Raw genomic sequence first — 18,673 nt, 5'->3', positions numbered from 1 at the left:
CACCTTGTCCTCATACCAACGCCAGCAAACCCGCACTCAAGAACATCCCCACGCCAAACACAAGGTGCGTGGCCAGGCTCTTAAGACAGTTTTGCGCAGGCTTCGGCGTCCTGGACGCAAAGAATCCCGCGCCCATCGCCGGCTGCATGAAGCACAACGGTGCCACGACCGTACCCACGCCAACAACTGCTGCAGGCAACAAAGTAGGCGACAGCAACCAGCCCTCCCCTACGATCACAACCAGCAGCATTGCGAACAGCACACCGATGGCGTAATGAATCACCCATCCCCACGCCAACTCATTTCGCACGGGTTCGGCTTTGGCAATCGCCTGATGCAGTACACGACCGTTAAGCAAATGCCCCGCCCAACGCCCGACCATGGCGAAATCAAGCGTGGCAACACCCAAGCGCCGCAGCAGCAGCCCCCACACGTCCATCACCACCGTGGCACCCATGCCAATCGGCAATGCAGCTGAAAACATCGCAGTAATCGTCATAGAACAAGCCCTCGAAGATTGACGGTCATGACCATGACGCGCAGCATAGAAGTTGAAGTCAACTTCAAGTCAAGGGCCCTAAATGGACATTGCCGACGTCGCCAAACGCACAGGCGTACCCGCCTCGACACTGCGTTACTACGAAAAGAAAGGTTTGCTCAAGTCACTCGCCGGGCACGGCCAACGGCGGCAGTTTTCAGCCGATGTGGCGGACCGGCTGGCGCTGATCGCCCTGGGGCAGGCTGCGGGGTTTTCGCTGGATGAAGTGGGGGCAATGCTGGTGGACTTGCAAGTCGACCGGCAGGTGCTGATGGCCAAGGCGGACGAGCTGGATGCGCGGATCAAGCGGTTACAGGCGATGAGCAAGGGCTTGCGGCACGCAGCGCAATGTCCGGAAGAAGATCATTTGGCATGCCCGAAATTCCAAAGGCTGATGAAGCTCTCTGCGGCAGGGGCACTGGACGACAAGCAGGAAAGTAAGAAGGCGTTCGCCGCAGTTTGAGGTTTTCCGACCCCGGAAATGGAGGCGGCCCCACCAGCCACACCCCGGCACTCGATGTTCCCGCTATGGCTGCTCCCTTCCGGGCCTGACCAGGTTAACGGGTAATCAATGCGGGGGGACCGATGGGGCCACCACTACATGCCTCGCTGAACAGCGAGTGGCGCCATTGTACCGTTCTTGGGGGCAGATACAACCTCTAGCGGGAGAAAAAGTCATCATTTCTCAATGACTTGTCAGGGCTGACGTGGCAGCCCCGGCCTCTTCGCGGGTAAACCCGCCCCCACAAGAAACGCGCGCCGGCCTTTAAACCGTGACCCCCTGCCCGGCCAGGAAGGTGACAAAGGCATCTTCGTCCAGCACCTTCACCCCCAGCTCGGCAGCCTTGGCCAGCTTGGACCCCGCCCCTGGCCCGGCCACCACGCAGTGGGTCTTGCCAGACACCGAACCCGCCACCTTGGCCCCCAGGTTTTCCAGCTTGTCCTTGGCGATGTCGCGGCTCATGCGCTCCAGGGTGCCGGTGAGCACCCAGGTCTGGCCTGCCAGCGGCAAACCTTCGGCCACCTTCTTCTCGCTGGTCCAGTGCATGCCGAACGCCAGCAACTGCGCTTCGATGTCCCGCGCCAGCTTCTGGTTCGCTTCATTCTTGAAGAACTCACGCACGGCATCCGCCTGCTTGGCCGCAAGGGCCTGGCGCAGGTCGATGCCGTCGGCGGCGATGATCTTTTCCAGGGTGTCGAGCTTGGCCACCAGCTTCTCGGCCCCGGTCGGGCCGACCGAGGCAATGTCGAGCTTGGCAATCATGCCGGCGAGGGTGGTGCTGGCGGCGAATTCGGCAGCCAGTTCGCCCTCGTCCTGCAGTTGCATGCCGCTATCGAGCAGTTGCTTGATGACCTTGCGGTTGTGCTCGTCTTCAAAGAAGTTGTGGATCTCGTAGGCAACCTCCAGGCCGATGTCCGGCAGGTAGGTGAGCACCTGCGGCAATGCCTGCTGCACGCGCGCCAGGCTGCCCAGCGAGCGGGCCAGCACCTTTGCAGTCTCTTCGCCTACATCCGGAATGCCCAAAGCGTAGATGAACCGCGACAAGGCCGGGCGCTTGCTGGCCTCGATGGCATCCAGCAGCTTCTTGCTGGACACTTCGGCGAAACCTTCCAGGCCAACGATCTGGTCGAACTCCAGCTTGTACAGGTCTGCCGGCGAGCCGATCAGGCCTTCGTCCACCAGTTGCTCGACGCTCTTTTCGCCCAGGCCATCGATATCCATGGCACGGCGCGACACGTAGTGAATGATCGCCTGCTTGAGCTGGGCGCCACAGGCCAGGCGGCCAACGCAGCGGTACACCGCGCCTTCGCTGGTGGTTTCCTTGCCCTTGCTGCGTTTGACCAATTGAGTACGCTCGACCTGCGAGCCACACACCGGGCACGCGCTCGGCACCTCGACCGGGCGGGCATCTTCCGGGCGACGCTCCAGCACCACCTGCATCACCTGCGGGATCACGTCACCGGCACGGCGAATGATTACCGTGTCACCGATGCGCAGGCCCAGGCGGGCGATTTCGTCCATGTTGTGCAAGGTGGCGTTGGACACGGTCACCCCCGCAACCTTGACCGGCTTCAGGCGCGCGACAGGCGTTACCGCCCCCGTGCGGCCAACCTGGAATTCGACGTCCAGCACCTCGGTCAGCTCTTCCATGGCCGGGAACTTGTGGGCAATCGCCCACCGTGGCTCACGCGCACGGAAGCCCAACTCGCGCTGGGCGGCCAGGCTGTTGACCTTGAACACGACACCATCGATTTCATACGGCAGGCTGTTACGTCGCTCGCCGATGTCGCGGTAGTAGGCCAGGCATTCTTCGATGCCTGCCGCATGCTTGAGCTCGCGACTGATCGGCATCCCCCAGGCTTTGAGCTGTTCAAGGATGCCAATATGGCTGTCGCCGATGCTTTCAGACACCTGACCAACGCCATAGCAGCAAAACTCCAGCGGGCGGCTGGCGGTGATTTTCGAATCCAGCTGGCGCAGGCTGCCGGCGGCGGCGTTGCGCGGGTTGGCGAACGTCTTGCCACCGGCTTCTGCCTGGGCTGCATTGAGCCGGTCGAAACCGGCCTTGCTCATGTACACCTCGCCGCGCACCTCCAGCACCGCCGGCCAGCCCTCACCCTGCAGCTTGAGCGGGATGTTGCGCACCGTGCGCACGTTGGCGCTGATGTCTTCGCCGGTGGTGCCATCGCCACGGGTAGCGCCCTGCACCAGCTGGCCATCGCGGTACAGCAGGCTCACGGCCAGGCCGTCGAGCTTGGGTTCGCAGCTGTAGTCGACCGCGCCAGGCTGATCGAGGCCTTCTACAACGCGGCGGCCGAACTCACGCAGGTCGGTTTCTTCGAAAGCGTTACCCAGGCTGAGCATCGGGACTTCATGGCGCACCTGGCTAAAGGCGGCCAGGGCAGCACCGCCGACACGCTGGGTGGGCGAGTCGGGTGTGACAAGGTGCGGGTGCTCGGCTTCAAGCGCCTTCAGCTCGTTGAACAGGCGGTCGTATTCGGCATCCGGCACGCTGGGCTCATCGAGCACGTAGTAGCGGTAGTTGTGCTGGTCGAGCTCGGCACGCAGTTCGTGGATACGGGTTTCGGCGGTCATTTTCAGGTTCTCTTGCATAGCAAAAGAGCAGCCCTTGGCTGCTCTTGCGCTTGAAACAGGGTGGACAGAGGTCTGCCCACTTGGGCACATCAGCGCTTCTGGGTCAGCGCGCGGCGCTCGAACTCGACGATACGCTGGCGGTAGTGCTCGATCGTCTGGGCGGTCAGCACGCTGCGCTGGTCGTCCTTGAGCTCACCGTTCAGTTCGTGGGCCAGCTTGCGTGCCGCAGCCACCATCACGTCGAAGGCTTGCTTCGGATGGCGCGGGCCCGGCAAGCCGAGGAAGAAGCTGACGGCACGGGTGCTGAAGTGGTCGATGTCGTCCAGGTCGAACACGCCAGGCTTGACCGCGTTGGCCATGGAGAACAGCACTTCGCCGTGGCCGGCCATGCTCTCGTGGCGGTGGAAGATGTCCATTTCGCCGAAGCGCAAGCCACTTTCCAGAATGTTCTGCAGCAGTGCCGGGCCCTTGAAGCCGCCCTCGTCGCGGGAGATCACGCTGATAACCAGCACTTCCTCGGCCGGCGGCAGCTCCTTCACGCTGCTGCTGGCAGGGGCCGCACCGCTATTGCGGGTGTTGTCGGCGGCGAAGTCGTCGTCGCTTTCGGCAAACAGGTCCGGCTCACGCGGCTCGGCGCTGAGGTTCAGGTCGCCCTGCTGTACGTCGGCGGCCGCACGCTTGCCGCGCTTGCCGGCCTTGACCGGCTTGGGCTCGCGCTCACGATCACGCGCAGAAGCGCTGAGCGACGGCAGGTCGCTTTCGTCCAGCTCAGGCTCCTTGTGGGTATCCAGCACCCGCGACGGGCCGAGCACTTCGGCACTGCCGCCGTCTTCGTCCGGCAGGTTGGAATAACTGCGATCCAGACGGAATTTCAACTTGCCTTTGCCGCCGCGCATGCGGCGCCAGCCGTCGAAAAGAATCCCGGCAATGACAATGATGCCGATGACGATCAGCCACTCGCGCAGACCGATTTCCATGTAATCCCGTGCCTCTATAAAAATATGCTTGAAAACAAAGGGTTCAAAGCCCTTTAACACGTGGCGCCAACTCTATGTTCTGACAGGCGTTTTACCCACGCAAAAAACGAGTGACATTAAGCTAGCACGACCAAAGACAACTTTACACCGTCTGTCGCACATGGCGGGGGCATTTCGCTACAGAATGTGCCCCCATCGTCGCGCATCACGCATCGACCATGGCCATGGCTGCCTCCACATCAACTGCAACAAGGCGTGAACACCCGGGTTCATGCATGGTTACCCCCATCAATTGATCCGCCATCTCCATGGCAATCTTGTTATGGGTGATGTAGATGAACTGCACGCTTTCACTCATTTCCTTGACCAGACGGGCGTAGCGCCCGACGTTGGCATCGTCCAGCGGCGCGTCGACTTCGTCGAGCATGCAGAACGGTGCGGGGTTCAACTTGAAAATGGCAAACACCAGCGCCAAAGCGGTCAGTGCCTTCTCGCCGCCGGACAGCAGATGGATGGTGCTGTTCTTCTTGCCCGGTGGCCGTGCCATGATCGTCACCCCTGTATCGAGTAGATCTTCGCCCGTCAGTTCCAGATAAGCGCTGCCGCCCCCGAAAACTTTTGGGAAAAGTGCCTGTAATCCGGCATTTATCTGATCAAAGGTATCCTTGAAGCGGTTGCGGGTTTCCTTGTCGATCTTGCGGATGACGTTTTCCAGGGTCTCCAGGGCTTCGACCAGGTCGGCGTCTTGCGCGTCCAGGTAGCGCTTGCGCTCGGACTGCTGCTCGTATTCTTCGATGGCCGCCAGGTTGATCGCACCCAAGCGCTGGATGCGTGCTTCAAGCTGCTCCAGCTCCTGCTCGGCACCCTGCTCGCTGGCGTCGGCCTCAAGGGTGGCGAGCACACCTTGCAGGTCATAGCCATCGGCCAGCAGCTGCTCCTGCAAGGTTTTGCGCCGCACATCCAAACCTTGGCATTCAAGGCGCAACTGTTCCAGTTGGCCACGCAACACCAGCGCTTGCTGCTCGGCCTGGGTGCGGCGTTTTTCGGCATCGCGCAGTTCGCGGTCGGCTTCGTCCATGTGCAGGCGGGCCTTGCGCATTTCCTCGTCGACGCTCATACGCCGCTCCAGCAGCTCTTCCAGCTTCAGGCGCAGCTCTTCCTGCGGGGCCTCGCCCTCCTCCAGGTTCAGGCTCAGTTGCTCCTGGCGCTCGGTCAGGCGCGCGGCCTGCTGCTCCAGGCGTTCCAGCGCCTGACGAGTGGAATCGTGCTGGGCGCGCAGCGACCCCAGGCGCACGGCCAGCTGGTGGGCGTGGTCCTTGTGCTGACGGGCTTCCTGGCGCACCCGATCGAGGCCTTCACGCAGCGTGTCGCGGCGCGCCATCAACTGTTCACGTTGCTCGGTGTCCTGGGCCATCAGCTCCAGGGCTTCTTGCAGCAGCAGGCGTGATTCGCCCAGTTGCTCATGCTCCAGGGCACGCTGCTCTTCCAGCTCAGCCAATTCTTCCTGCAGGCGCCGGCGGCGCAATTCGACCTGCTCGGCGCGGGCACGGCTGGCCGACAGGCTGGCATTGAGTTCGCCATGCAGGCGGTTTTCTTCCTGGCTGCGGCGGCGCAGCTGTTCGCGCTGCTCTTCCAGGTCCAGCTGCTGCTCGCGCAGGGTTTGCAGTTGCTGTTCCAGTTGCTCCAGCGCCGCCTCCTGCTCCAGCTGCTCCTGACCTAACCGTTCGATTTCCTGACCGCGTGCCAAAACCCCGCCTTCGGCCTCACCACCACGACGAACCCGCAGGAAATGCCGGCCAACCCAATAACCATCACGACTGACCAGGCTTTGCCCTTCAGCAAGGGCTGCGCGCCGGGCCAGCGCCTCGGCCAGGTTTTCTACCGGTTTGACCTGGCCAAGCCACGGCGCCAGGTCGATAGGGCCTTCAACTTTTTCCAGCAGGCTGCCAGGCAAGGATGCGTTGTCGGCGCTGGCCAGAAGCAAGCGCAACTCGCCCTGCTCCAGGCCGGCAAAATCGAGCTTGCCGAAGTCGTCCACCAGTACGGCTTGCAGATCGGCGCCAAGCACCGTTTCCACAGCCAGCTCCCAACCCGGCTCCACCCGCAGGCCTTCTGCAAGGCGCGGCTGCTGCGCCAGGCTTTGGCTTTGCAGCCAGTCAGCAGCACCTGCACCGGGCTCCAGCGCGGCCTGCTGCAAAGCCTCCAGCGAAGCCAACCGGCCGCCCAGGCGCTGCAGGTCACCCTGCGCCTGTTGTTGTGCCTGGGTGGCCTGTTGCAACTGCTCGCGCCCGCCTTCCAGTCGCTCGACCACCTGCTCTTCCGACAGTTGCAGTTCTTCCAGCAGTATTTCGCTGCTGGCCAACTGCTCAGCCAGTTCAAGCATGGCGGCATCCTGCGGGTCGCTACCCAGTTGCTCACGCTCCTCGCCCAGCTTGCGCTGGCGTTCGGCCAGACGCTCCAGGCTGGCTTCGAGCTGCTGCAGGCGCGCCTGCTGCACCTCGGCCTGGCGGCGCGGCTCGGCGGAGCGGCTGTTGAAGCTGTCCCACTGCTCCTGCCAACCGTGCATGCCCAGCTCGGCCTCTTCAAGAGCGGCAGCAGCCTCTTCGGCAGAGGCAAGGGTCATTTCCTGCTCGGGCTCCAGCATGGCCAGCTCTTCGCTCAAGGTGGCCAGCAAAGTGCGGTCATGGCCCAGGTGCGACTCAGTCTCCAGGCGCGTGCGCTCGGCTTCCTTGAAGTCGTCCTGCAACTGGCGCAGGCGCTGCTGGCCGTGCTGGATACTCTGTTCAACCCGAGCGATATCACCGGCCACCGAATAGAAGCGGCCCTGCACCTGGTTGAAGCGCTCGGACAGTTCGTGATGACCGTCGCGCAGGCGCTCGATGCTGGCATCGGCGTTGCGCTGCTCGGCCACCAACGCCTCATGGGACACGTCCTGGTCGCCGATCACCGACTCACGCTGACGCACTCGCTCATCCAGGTCGCGCCAGCGCAAGGCCGACAGACGCGCCTTCATCTGGCGCTCCTGGGCCTTGTACTCACGGTACTTCTCAGCTGCCTGGGCCTGGCGGTGCAGGCGTTCCAGCTGGCGTTCCAGCTCTTCGCGCAGGTCGGTCAGCCGGGCCAGGTTTTCCTGGGTGCGGCGGATGCGGTTTTCGGTTTCGCGGCGGCGTTCCTTGTACTTGGAAATGCCGGCGGCTTCCTCGATGAAGTTGCGCAGCTCCTCGGGCTTGGCCTCGATCAGCTTGGAAATCATGCCCTGCTCGATGATCGAGTAGCTGCGCGGCCCCAGGCCAGTACCCAGGAAGATATCGGTAATGTCGCGCCGGCGGCACTTGGTGCCGTTGAGGTAATAGCTGTTCTGCCCGTCGCGGGTGACCTTGCGGCGGATCGAAATCTCGGCGTAGGCGGCGTACTCGCCGACCAGGGTGGTTTCGCTGTTGTCGAACACCAGTTCGATGCTGGCCTGGCTGACCGGTTTGCGGCCACTGGAGCCGTTGAAGATGACGTCGGTCATCGACTCGCCACGCAGGTTCTTCGCCGAACTCTCGCCCATCACCCAGCGCACTGCGTCGATGATGTTGGACTTGCCGCAGCCGTTGGGGCCGACGACAGCCGCCATGTTGCTGGGGAAGTTGACCGTGGTCGGGTCGACGAACGACTTGAACCCGGCCAGGCGAATGCACTTCAGGCGCATCGGTCAGCCTCGGGCCAGCGCCGCCAGCACCAGTTCGCAGCTGCGCTGGCCGTAGGCGGTGAGCACCTCGCGAATACGCGGCAGGTCGCGGGCGACCACGGCTTCGAGCAGGCGGGCGAACAAGTCGAGGTAGTCGATCATGTTGGCCTGGCGCTGGTCCAGCGACAGGTAGTAGGCACGGCTCATGGCTGGCTGGAGGTTTTCCACGGTTTCCTGCAGGAACGGGTTGTCGGCGAACGGATAAGCCGCACGCATGACCGCAAAGCTGTGGGCGACGAAGGCCTTGATGTCGAGCTGGTCATGGGCACGCTGCAGGCGCTGCTGGATCTCCAGAAACGGGCGCAGGTCGGCTTCAGTGCGCCATTTTTGCGCAACCGCGTTGCCCAGCAGGATGTAGAACTCGCCCATCAACGAACACAGGCTGCGCACGCTGCGCTCGTCCAGCTCGGTTACATGGGCACCTCGGCGCGGCAAAATCGCCACCAGGTGGCGGCGCTCGAGGATCAGCAACGCTTCACGCACCGAGCCACGGCTGACGTTGAGCGCCTGGGTAACCTTCTGCTCCTGGATACGCTCGCCTGGCGCCAGCTCGCCGCGGATGATGCGTTCGGCCAGGTAATCGGCAATCTGCTCGGAGAGGCTGTCCGGGGCCTTGAACGTCATGGTTTTCCTTCAAAATCATTGAACTGGGCACAAGGGGCGGATTGTAGCGTACTTGGGCGGTAATCGCGCAGAGGGGCCAGGCGGTTTATTTGACCTGCCAGACAGCCACACGCCCGGCGCGATCTATGCTTGTTCCATAGGCAATGTGTTCGGCCGGGCGTAGACATACGCAATTTCTTGACCTTTGGGTCAGAAAAATATTGACCTGCTAGACAGGTCTTGCTTAGAGTCCGCCCAACAACAATAAAACCATTGCGAGGCCATCCCCGTGATCCAGTTTCTCGTCAACCAGGAGTTGCGCAGCGAGCACGCCCTGGACCCGAACATGACGGTGCTGCAGTACCTGCGCGAGCACTTGGGCAAACCCGGCACCAAGGAGGGCTGCGCCAGTGGTGACTGCGGCGCCTGCACCGTGGTGGTCGGCGAACTGACCCAGGACGACCAGGGCAACGACAGCCTGCGTTATCGCAGCCTCAACTCGTGCCTGACGTTTGTCTCGTCGCTGCACGGCAAGCAATTGATCAGCGTTGAAGGCCTCAAGCACCAGGGCCAGCTGCACAGCGTGCAACAGGCCATGGCCGATTGCCATGGCTCGCAATGCGGCTTCTGCACCCCCGGTTTCGTGATGTCGCTGTTCGCCCTGCAAAAGAACAGCAGTGGCCCCGACCTGCATCAGGCCCAGGAAGCCCTGGCCGGCAACCTGTGCCGCTGCACCGGCTATCGGCCGATTCTAGACGCTGCCGAGCAGAGCTGCCGCCAGCCCTGCCGCGACCAGTTCGATGCCCAGCAGGCGCAAACCATCAGCCGCCTCAAGGCCATTGCACCCACCCAGACCGGCGAACTGAACAGCGGCGACAAACGCTGCCTGGTGCCGCTGACCGTGGCCGACCTGGCCGACCTTTACAGCTCGCACCCCGAAGCCCGCCTGCTGGCCGGCGGTACCGACCTTGCGCTTGAAGTGACCCAGTTCCACAAGACCTTGCCGGTGATGATCTACGTCGGCCACGTGGCCGAGCTCAAGCGCATCGAGAAAACCGCCAGCCACCTGGAAATCGGCGCCGCCACCCCCCTCACCGACTGCTACGGCGCGCTGAACGAGGAGTACCCAGACTTCGGTGCCTTGCTGCACCGGTTTGCCTCGCTGCAGATCCGCAATCAGGGCACCCTCGGAGGCAACATCGGCAACGCCTCGCCGATCGGCGACTCGCCGCCCCTGCTGATCGCCCTGGATGCGCAGGTCGTCCTGCGCCAAGGCGAGCGTCAGCGGGTAATGCCACTGGAAGACTACTTCATCGATTACCGCATTACCGCCCGCCAGGACAGCGAGTTCATCGAGAAAATCATCGTACCGCGCGCCACCCGCGACTGGGCGTTCCGCGCCTACAAGGTGTCCAAACGCCTGGACGATGACATCTCCGCCGTGTGCGGGGCGTTCAACCTGAGCATCGAAGACGGCGTGGTCAGCGGTGTGCGCATCGCCTTCGGCGGCATGGCCGCCATTCCCAAACGCGCCCGTGCCTGCGAAGCGGCGCTGCGTGGCAAACCGTGGGACCAGGCTGCCATCGAGCGCGCCTGCCAGGCCCTGGCCGAGGACTTCACCCCGCTCAGCGACTTCCGCGCCAGCAAGGAATACCGCCTGCTGACCGCGCAGAACCTGCTGCGCAAGTACTTCATCGAACAGCAAACGCCGTACATCGAAACCCGGGTGACCGCTTATGTCTAACCATCACGTAGCCAAAAGCCAGGCCGAGATGGCCGAGCTGTTCAGCCAGGACCTCACCACCGGGGTCGGCCGCAGCGTCAAGCACGACAGCGCCGACAAGCATGTGTCCGGCGAGGCGCTGTACATCGACGACCGCCTGGAATTCCCCAACCAGTTGCACGTCTATGCGCGCACCGCCGACCGTGCCCATGCGCGCATCCTGCGCATCGACACCACGCCGTGCTACGCCTTCGAAGGCGTGCGCATCGCGATCACCCACGAAGACATCCCCGGCCTGAAAGACATCGGCCCTGTGGTGGCCGGCGACCCGCTGCTGGCCATCGACAAGGTCGAGTTCTTCGGCCAGCCGGTACTCGCCGTAGCAGCCCGCGATCTGGAAACCGCGCGCCGTGCAGCCATGGCCGCCATTGTCGAATATGAAGACCTGGAGCCGGTGCTGGACGTGGTCGATGCACTGCGCAAGAAGCACTTCGTGCTCGACAGCCACACCCACCAACGCGGCGATTCCGCCGCCGCGCTGGCCAGCGCCCCACACCGCATTCAGGGCACCCTGCACATCGGTGGCCAGGAACACTTCTACCTGGAAACGCAGATTTCCTCGGTGATGCCCACCGAGGATGGCGGCATGATCGTCTACTGCTCCACGCAGAACCCCACCGAAGTGCAGAAGCTGGTGGCCGAAGTGCTCGACGTGCCGATGAACAAGGTGGTGCTGGACATGCGCCGCATGGGTGGCGGTTTTGGCGGCAAGGAAACCCAGGCTGCCAGCCCGGCGTGCCTGTGCGCGGTAGTGGCCCGCCTGACCGGCCAGCCCACCAAGATGCGCCTGCCGCGTGTCGAAGACATGACCATGACCGGCAAGCGCCACCCGTTCTATGTCGAATATGACGTGGGCTTTGACGACAACGGTCGCCTGCACGGCATCAACTTCGACCTGGCCGGCAACTGCGGTTACTCGCCCGACCTGTCCGGTTCGATCGTCGACCGCGCCATGTTCCACTCCGACAACGCCTACTACCTGGGCGATGCCACCGTGCATGGTCACCGCTGCAAGACCAACACGGCCTCCAACACCGCCTACCGTGGCTTTGGCGGCCCACAGGGCATGGTTGCCATCGAACAGGTGATGGACCACATCGCCCGCCACCTGGGCCGCGACCCGCTGGCGGTGCGCAAGGCCAACTACTACGGCAAAACCGAGCGCAACGTCACCCACTACTACCAGACCGTCGAGCACAACATGCTCGATGAGATGACTGCCGACCTGGAAGCCAGCAGCGACTACGCCGAGCGCCGTGAGTCGATCCGTCGCTTCAACGCCAACAGCCCGGTACTGAAGAAGGGCCTGGCGCTGACGCCGGTCAAGTTCGGCATCTCGTTCACTGCCACCTTCCTCAACCAGGCCGGGGCGCTGATCCACATCTATACCGACGGCAGCATTCACCTGAACCACGGTGGCACCGAGATGGGCCAGGGCCTGAACACCAAGGTCGCGCAGGTGGTCGCCGAGATCTTCCAGGTAGATTTCAGCCGCATCCAGATCACCGCCACCAACACCGACAAGGTGCCCAACACCTCGCCGACCGCAGCCTCCAGTGGCGCCGACCTGAACGGCAAGGCGGCGCAGAACGCTGCCGAAATACTGAAGAAGCGCCTGACAGAGTTCGCGGCGCGGCATTACAACGTGACCGAGGAGGACGTCGAGTTCCGCAATGGCCATGTGCGTGTACGCGACCAGATCGTCAGCTTCGAGCAACTGGTGCAGCAGGCGTACTTCGCCCAGGTATCGCTGTCCAGCACCGGTTTCTACCGCACGCCGAAGATCTTCTACGACCGCAGCCAGGCGCGCGGCCGGCCGTTCTACTACTTCGCTTTCGGCGCCGCCTGCGTGGAAGTGATCGTCGATACCCTGACCGGCGAATACAAGATGCTGCGCGCCGACATCCTGCACGACGTGGGCGACTCGCTGAACCCGGCCATCGACATCGGCCAGGTGGAAGGCGGCTTCATCCAGGGCATGGGCTGGCTGACCACCGAAGAACTGGTGTGGAACGCCAAGGGCAAGCTGATGACCAATGGCCCGGCCAGCTACAAGATCCCGGCGGTGGCCGACATGCCGCTGGACTTGCGGGTGAAGCTGGTGGAGAACCGCAAGAACCCGGAAGACACCGTGTTCCATTCCAAGGCAGTGGGCGAGCCGCCGTTCATGCTTGGCATCGCCGCCTGGTGTGCGATCAAGGATGCCGTGGCCAGTATTGCCGATTACCGGGTGCAGCCGAACATCGACGCGCCAGCCACACCGGAGCGGGTGTTGTGGGGGTGTGAGCAGATGCGCAAGGCGGTGGCGGCGGCGCAGCCTGCCAAACCGGAACTGGAAACCGTCCCCCACTGACAGCGAGGAACCCTGTGGGAGCGGGCACGCCCGCTCCCACAGAGCCTGCGGCGCAACATAGAGAGGTTGCATCATGCACCAATGGATCAACGCCCTCGCCGACCACCAGTCCCGTGGCGAAGCCTGCGTACTGGTGACCATCATCGAAGAACGCGGCTCCACCCCGCGTAACGCCGGCTCGAAAATGGTCGTCAGCGCCAATGGCCTGTTCGACACCATCGGCGGTGGCCACCTGGAATACAAGGCCCTGCACATCGCCCGGCAAATGCTCGAAGAACAGCGCACCACCCCACACCTGGAGCGCTTCAGCCTCGGGGCCAGCCTGGGCCAGTGCTGCGGCGGCGCTACCGTGCTGTTGTTCGAGCCCATGGCTGCGGTGCAAGCGCACATCGCCGTGTTCGGCGCGGGCCATGTCGGCCGTGCTCTGGTACCCTTGCTCGCCGCGCTGCCCTGCCGGGTGCGCTGGATCGACTCGCGCGAACAGGAATTCCCCGAACTCATCCCCAACGGGGTGACCAAGGTCGTCAGTGAAGAACCGGTCGACGAAGTCGCAGACCTGCCGCCAGGTTGCTACTGCATCGTCATGACCCACAACCACCAGCTCGACCTGGAACTGACCGCCGCCATTCTCAAGCGTAATGACTTCACCTGGTTCGGCCTGATCGGCTCGAAGACCAAACGGGTCAAGTTTGAGCATCGCCTGCGCGAGCGCGGTTACGACGATGCCGTGCTGGCGCGCATGCGCTGCCCGATGGGCCTGCCCGAGGTAAAGGGCAAGCTGCCTATCGAGATCGCTGTGTCCATCGCCGGTGAAATCATCGCCACCTACAACGCCTGCTTCGGCCAGCACGACGCTGGCGCCAATGCCGGCCCCATTGCCCAGTTGCTGCCGCCTTCCCGGCGCAGCCAAGCCATTTGACGAGTGTGTTATGACCGTTACCCGCAAAGCCTATCGCGCCGCCATCCTGCACAGCATCGCCGACCCGGCCGAGGTGGGCCTGGAGGCTTCCCATGAGTACTTCGAGGACGGCCTGCTGGTGGTCGACGATGGCCGCATCAGCGCCCTTGGCCACGCCAGCGAGCTGCTGCCGACCCTGGATGCCGGCATCCCGGTTGAACACTACCAGGACGCACTGATTACCCCAGGCTTTATCGATACCCATATCCACTTCCCGCAAACCGGCATGATCGGCTCTTACGGCGAGCAGCTGCTGGACTGGCTGAACACCTACACCTTCCCTTGCGAAAAGCAGTTCGCCGACAAGGACCACGCCGATCAGGTGGCGAAGATTTTCCTCAAGGAACTGCTGCGAAACGGCACCACCACCGCGCTGGTGTTCGGCAGCGTGCACCCGGAATCGGTCAATGCCTTGTTCGAAGAAGCCGAGCGCCTGGACCTGCGACTGATCGCCGGCAAGGTGATGATGGACCGCAACGCCCCGGACTACCTGACCGACACGGCAGAGTCCGGCTACACCGAAAGCAAAGCACTCATCGAGCGTTGGCACGGCAAGGGCCGCCTGCACTATGCGGTCACCCCACGCTTTGCCCCGACCAGTACGCCGGAGCAATTGACCCTGGCTGGGCAACTGCTGAAGGAGCACCCAGGCGTGTATATGCACACGCACCTTTCGGAAAACCTCAAGGAAATCGATTGGGTGAAGTCGCTGTTCCCCGAGCAGAAGGGTTACCTGGACGTCTACGACCACTTCGAGCTGTTGGGCGAGCGCTCGGTGTTCGCCCACGGCGTGCACCTGTGCGATGAGGAATGCCAGCGCCTGGCAGAAACCGGCTCGGCCGTGGCCTTCTGCCCCACCTCCAACCTGTTCCTGGGCAGCGGTCTGTTCAACCTGCCCCAGGCTGAGCGCTTCAAGGTCAACGTGGGCCTGGGTACCGACGTGGGCGCTGGCACCAGCTTCTCGCTGCTCAACACCCTGAACGAAGCGTACAAGGTGATGCAGCTGCAAGGCGCGCGCCTGCACCCTTACAAGTCACTGTACCTGGCCACCCTTGGCGGCGCCCGTGCGCTGCGCCTGGACGACCGCATCGGCAGCCTGCGCCCGGGCAACGATGCCGACTTCGTGGTGCTGGACTACAAGGCAACGCCGCTGCTGGACTACCGCATTCAACAGTCCAACAGCATTGAAGAGACCTTGTTCGTGCTCACCACCCTGGGCGACGACCGCACTGTGCGCGAAACCTACGCAGCAGGCCGTTGCGTGCACCAGCGCTAAGGTTCTTTCGCCAGGCCCCGGTACAGCGCGCCGCCGATTGCAGCCCCGATCAGCGGCGCTACCCAGAACAGCCACAGCTGCTGCAGGGCCCAGCCACCGACAAACAGGGCCGGCCCCGTGCTGCGCGCGGGGTTGACTGAGGTATTGGTCACCGGAATGGAGATCAGGTGGATCAGCGTCAGGGCCAGGCCGATGGCAATCGGTGCGAACCCTGCCGGTGCCCGGGAGTCGGTCGCCCCCATGATCACCACCAGGAACATCGCGGTCATCACCACTTCACTGATAAAGCCCGCCCCCAATGTGTAGCCACCAGGGGAGTGGTCGGCGTAGCCGTTCGAAGCCAACCCTGAGGCAAGCTCGAAACCCGCTTTGCCGCTGGCAATGAGATAGATCACACCTGCAGCCAGGATGGCGCCGATCACTTGTGCGATGACGTAGGGCAGCAGCTCCTTGGCCGGGAAACGCCCACCCACAACCAGCCCGAACGAGACGGCAGGGTTGAGGTGACAGCCGGAGATATGACCGATGGCGAAGGCCATGGTCAGCACAGTGAGGCCGAAGGCGAAAGCAACACCGAGAACGCCGATACCGACAGGGGAACTGGCTGCGAGTACCGCACTGCCACAGCCGCCGAGAACCAGCCAGAAGGTGCCGACCAGTTCGGCCCCCATCCGTTTACCGAGGGACATGCTCATGAATCCATTCCTCAAGAAGTTGAACGCAACGAATGCGCAAGCCCAACTGCTTGATGAAGGTTTGCTCACAAGAATTTAGCAGACCTTTGGTCAATGGCCAGAAATGACTGGGGCCGCTTCGCGCCCCTCAATCGATCAGGCAAACGATCAACCCTTGGCCGAAACCTTTGGCTTTTTCAGCAGGTGCGAGAACACTGCATGCAGATCGTCCGAGGCACTCTCCTCGTCCAGGTTCAGCTTGCTGTCGATGTGGTCCATGTGATGCATCATCAGGCTCACGGCCTGTTCGGCATCACGCGCCTCGATGGCATCGATCAGCTGCATGTGCTCGTCATACGAGCAATGCGAGCGGTTGCCGCTTTCGTACTGGGCGATGATCAGCGAAGTCTGCGACACCAGGCTGCGCTGGAAGCTTACCAGCGGTGCATTGCCCGCTGCCTCGGCCAGCTTGAGGTGGAACTCGCCGGAAAGACGAATGCCAGCGCCCCGGTCGCCACGCGAGAAGCTGTCGCGCTCTTCACGCACCATCTGCCGCAGCTCGTTGAGCTGGTCGAGGGTGGCGTGCTGCACGGCCAGTTCGGTAATGGCCCGCTCCACCATGCGCCGCGAGAAGAACACCTGGCGCGCTTCTTCCACCGTCGGGCTGGCCACCACCGCACCGCGGTTCGGCCGCAGCAGCACCACGCTTTCGTGGGCCAGGCGCGACAGGGCGCGGCGGATGATGGTGCGGCTGACGCCAAAGATTTCGCCCAGCGCTTCCTCGCTCAACTTGGTGCCCGGCGCCAGGCGCTGCTCGAGGATCGCCTCGAAAATGTGCGCGTAGACGATGTCGTCCTGGGTACCGCTGCGGCCGGCCTTGCCGGCACGTGCAGGTTTTTTCAGAGGTTGCAGCTGTTCGTTCATGGGCTCTCGAGGCACGAAGAGAAAGTATGGCGCCATTGTACACAGGCTGAGGCGATTCCGCAGGTGGCGTTTTAGCTATATAGCCGTTGTACGACGCATTGCGCGCACAAAACATAAAACATTATTTGCATTCTTTGTACACAAAAGCATAATCCACCGAGCAACTTCTTGACCCATGAGTCAACAAAATGGTCAGACGTCTGCCTTCCCTCGCGGAGCCTCCAAGTGCATTGCTCAGGAAAATGGCTCCATAACAACAAGAAAGACTTGAGGAGTACTCGCTGTGGAAAGCCGCAAATCCGAAGCCCCTACGCTGGATCTCGCCCCACCGCTCGAAACGAGCTGGCTGGAGCGGATTTTCAAACTCAAGCAACACGGCAGCACCGTCAAAACCGAAATGATCGCCGGGGTGACCACCTTCATCACCATGGCCTACATCATCTTCGTCAACCCCAACATCATGGCCGACGCCGGCATCGACCATGGTGCCGCCTTCGTCGCCACCTGCATCGCCGCCGCGCTGGGCTGCCTGCTGATGGGCCTGTACGCCAACTGGCCGGTGGGCCTGGCCCCGGGCATGGGGCTTAACGCCTTCTTTACCTACACCGTGGTCGGCACCATGGGCTACAACTGGGAAACGGCGCTGGGGGCGGTGTTCGTCTCGGGGGTGCTGTTCATGTTCCTGACCTTGTCGAAAGTGCGCGAATGGTTGCTGAACAGCATTCCGGTCAGCCTGCGCCATGCCATGGGGGCCGGCGTCGGATTGTTTCTCGGGCTGATCGGCCTGAAGACGGCAGGCATCATCGTCGACAGCCCCGCTACCCTGATCAAGCTGGGCTCGCTGCATGAGCCAGGGCCACTGCTGGCAGCCGTGTGCTTCCTGCTGATTGCCATCCTCAGCTACAAGCGGGTGTTTGGCGCGATCCTGATCAGCATCATTGGCGTGACCCTGGCGGGCTGGGGCCTGGGGCTGGTCAAGTTTGGCGGGGTGATGTCGATGCCGCCAAGCCTGGCACCGACCTGGATGGCGATGGATGTGGCTGGCGTGTTCAACGTCAGCATGATCAGCGTGGTGCTGGCGTTTCTGTTCGTGCACATGTTCGACACCGCCGGCACGCTGATGGGCGTGGCGCAGCGCGCCAACCTGGTGGCGCCGGACGGGCGGATCGAGAACCTTTCGAAGGCTTTGAAGGCTGACAGTGCATCAAGTGTGTTCGGTGCAGTGGTGGGTGTGCCACCGGTCACCAGTTATGTGGAAAGTGCTGCGGGTGTGGCAGCGGGCGGTCGTACTGGCCTGACTGCAGTGGTGGTAGGCCTGCTGTTCATCGCCGCGATGTTCTTCGCGCCACTGGCCGGGATGATTCCTGCCTATGCCACAGCCGGTGCGCTGATCTACGTGGCGATGCTGATGATGGGTAGCATGGCGCACATTCATTGGGATGAGGCCACCGACAGCATTCCGGCTATCGTCACGGTGATCATGATGCCGCTGACCTTCTCGGTCGCCGATGGTATTGCGCTGGGTTTCATCAGCTACGTCGCGTTGAAGGCGGGCACCGGGAAATACAAGGAAATCTCCGCCAGCCTGTGGGTGCTGTGCGCGATTTTCATTGCCAAGTTTGTGTTCCTTTAACTTCAACCGCTTCAACAAAGGGCGCCTCGGCGCCCTTAGTCATATTCAGTACCGCACATTGAACCGCGCCGCACTGTTATTTTTGCCAGGTGCGGGGTATTCGGAGGCTTGATATAAATTTACG

Annotated in this window: 13 protein-coding genes and 1 other RNA gene; 6 read left to right on the top strand and 8 right to left on the bottom strand. The window is 62.7% G+C overall.

Annotated elements, in window-relative coordinates:
- Positions 1 to 10: 10 nt before the first annotated feature.
- Positions 11 to 499: a DUF2938 domain-containing protein gene (locus tag FHW75_RS15335; protein ID WP_019099551.1), complete on the bottom strand. Its 489-nt coding sequence runs from the start codon at positions 497 to 499 to the stop codon at positions 11 to 13.
- Positions 500 to 581: 82 nt separating this feature from the next.
- On the opposite strand from FHW75_RS15335, the gene FHW75_RS15330 reads away from it, so the two are divergent.
- Positions 582 to 1,001: a helix-turn-helix domain-containing protein gene (locus FHW75_RS15330; RefSeq protein WP_019099550.1), complete on the top strand. Its 420-nt coding sequence runs from the start codon at positions 582 to 584 to the stop codon at positions 999 to 1,001.
- 28 nt (positions 1,002 to 1,029) lie between these two features.
- On the opposite strand, the gene ffs is transcribed toward FHW75_RS15330, so the two are convergent.
- The 5 genes from ffs to FHW75_RS15305 form a co-directional block, all read right to left on the bottom strand.
- An RNA gene (gene ffs, locus FHW75_RS15325) (signal recognition particle sRNA small type) lies at positions 1,030 to 1,126 on the bottom strand.
- 178 nt (positions 1,127 to 1,304) lie between these two features.
- The gene (ligA, locus tag FHW75_RS15320; protein WP_025754776.1) at positions 1,305 to 3,635 is read right to left on the bottom strand and encodes an NAD-dependent DNA ligase LigA; all 2,331 of its coding nucleotides are present in this window, start codon (positions 3,633 to 3,635) and stop codon (positions 1,305 to 1,307) included.
- Positions 3,636 to 3,724: 89 nt separating this feature from the next.
- The gene (gene zipA, locus FHW75_RS15315) at positions 3,725 to 4,612 is read right to left on the bottom strand and encodes a cell division protein ZipA (RefSeq protein ID WP_019099548.1); all 888 of its coding nucleotides are present in this window, start codon (positions 4,610 to 4,612) and stop codon (positions 3,725 to 3,727) included.
- A gap of 205 nt (positions 4,613 to 4,817) precedes the next feature.
- A complete protein-coding gene (gene smc / locus FHW75_RS15310; RefSeq protein WP_183674031.1) occupies positions 4,818 to 8,306 on the bottom strand; it encodes a chromosome segregation protein SMC in 3,489 nt (1,162 codons plus the stop codon).
- A gap of 3 nt (positions 8,307 to 8,309) precedes the next feature.
- Entirely contained in the window at positions 8,310 to 8,969 is a 660-nt protein-coding gene (locus FHW75_RS15305) for a GntR family transcriptional regulator (RefSeq protein WP_019099546.1), read from the bottom strand.
- Positions 8,970 to 9,237: 268 nt separating this feature from the next.
- Here FHW75_RS15305 and xdhA point away from each other — a divergent pair, with 268 nt between their 5' ends.
- The 4 genes from xdhA (at position 9,238) to guaD (ending at position 15,318) form a co-directional block, all read left to right on the top strand.
- Positions 9,238 to 10,692, top strand: a complete 1,455-nt coding sequence (gene xdhA / locus FHW75_RS15300; protein WP_019099545.1) for a xanthine dehydrogenase small subunit — start codon at positions 9,238 to 9,240, stop codon at positions 10,690 to 10,692.
- On the top strand, positions 10,685 to 13,084 hold the full coding sequence (xdhB, locus tag FHW75_RS15295) for a xanthine dehydrogenase molybdopterin binding subunit (RefSeq protein WP_019099544.1): 2,400 nt from the start codon (positions 10,685 to 10,687) through the stop codon (positions 13,082 to 13,084). The genes xdhA and xdhB overlap by 8 nt, the downstream gene beginning before the upstream one ends.
- A gap of 73 nt (positions 13,085 to 13,157) precedes the next feature.
- On the top strand, positions 13,158 to 14,003 hold the full coding sequence (xdhC, locus tag FHW75_RS15290) for a xanthine dehydrogenase accessory protein XdhC (protein ID WP_019099543.1): 846 nt from the start codon (positions 13,158 to 13,160) through the stop codon (positions 14,001 to 14,003).
- Between the two features lie 10 nt (positions 14,004 to 14,013).
- On the top strand, positions 14,014 to 15,318 hold the full coding sequence (gene guaD / locus FHW75_RS15285; RefSeq protein ID WP_025754773.1) for a guanine deaminase: 1,305 nt from the start codon (positions 14,014 to 14,016) through the stop codon (positions 15,316 to 15,318).
- Here guaD and aqpZ read toward each other — a convergent pair.
- Complete coding sequence (gene aqpZ / locus FHW75_RS15280) at positions 15,315 to 16,013, bottom strand: aquaporin Z (protein ID WP_019099541.1); 699 nt, start codon at positions 16,011 to 16,013, stop codon at positions 15,315 to 15,317. The genes guaD and aqpZ overlap by 4 nt on opposite strands.
- Before the next feature lie 147 nt (positions 16,014 to 16,160).
- A complete protein-coding gene (locus FHW75_RS15275) occupies positions 16,161 to 16,916 on the bottom strand; it encodes a GntR family transcriptional regulator (protein ID WP_183674029.1) in 756 nt (251 codons plus the stop codon).
- A 283-nt stretch (positions 16,917 to 17,199) separates the two neighbouring features.
- Here FHW75_RS15275 and FHW75_RS15270 point away from each other — a divergent pair, with 283 nt between their 5' ends.
- On the top strand, positions 17,200 to 18,549 hold the full coding sequence (locus FHW75_RS15270) for an NCS2 family permease (protein ID WP_003254327.1): 1,350 nt from the start codon (positions 17,200 to 17,202) through the stop codon (positions 18,547 to 18,549).
- Positions 18,550 to 18,673 lie beyond the last annotated feature (124 nt).

The organism is Pseudomonas sp. OG7 (assembly GCF_014192825.1).
GTDB lineage: Bacteria > Pseudomonadota > Gammaproteobacteria > Pseudomonadales > Pseudomonadaceae > Aquipseudomonas > Aquipseudomonas monteilii.
This window is presented reverse-complemented; position numbering and strand designations above follow the sequence as displayed.